The sequence below is a fragment of the Flavobacterium sp. P3_A6 genome, assembly GCF_056403035.1.
Map to the genome: position 1 here is coordinate 1 of NZ_JBFUGG010000091.1, position 507 is coordinate 507.

Genomic DNA, 507 nt, shown 5'->3' on the forward strand with positions numbered 1-507 from the left:
GGATGCTGACGGCGACCTGGCAGCTGGCACCCGGCGCGAGCGTCGTGCCGGTGCAGCCGTCCTGCCCGATCGTCACGGGTGCCTCGTTCGGCTGCTGCCCGCCGGGCCGCTCCGTCGCGCCGTACGTCTGCGGCACGGAGCCCGTGTTCGTCACCGTGATCGAGCCCTGTGCCGTGTACCCGGCGACCGTGCCCGGCGCGGTGAACCCCGTGGTGGTGGTGTGCCGGAATGCGACGTCGGAGTTCCAGCGCAGCGATCCGCGGACGTTGGACAGGGTGCTGTCGCACTTGGTCAGGCTGTAGTCGACCGCGAGGCTCGTGAGCAGGCCGGCGCCGTCCCGGGTGAGGCCCACCACGTCGAACGTCCCCGTCGGGGTGCCACAGCCGCTGTGCTTGTAGGACAACGTCAGGCGCGCCAGGTCGTTGTTCGGGTAGGCGCCGATGGTGTAGCTCTGGCCCACCACCAGGTGCGGGGCGTTCGGCGGGGCCATGAGGGTCAGGTCCGCGC

1 protein-coding gene is annotated in these 507 nt (G+C 71.6%); it reads right to left on the bottom strand.

Features of this window, described 5'->3' with window-relative positions:
* A partial coding sequence (locus AC1DVP_RS21460; RefSeq protein WP_477185499.1) for a hypothetical protein occupies window positions 1-507 on the bottom strand: 507 nt, incomplete at both ends.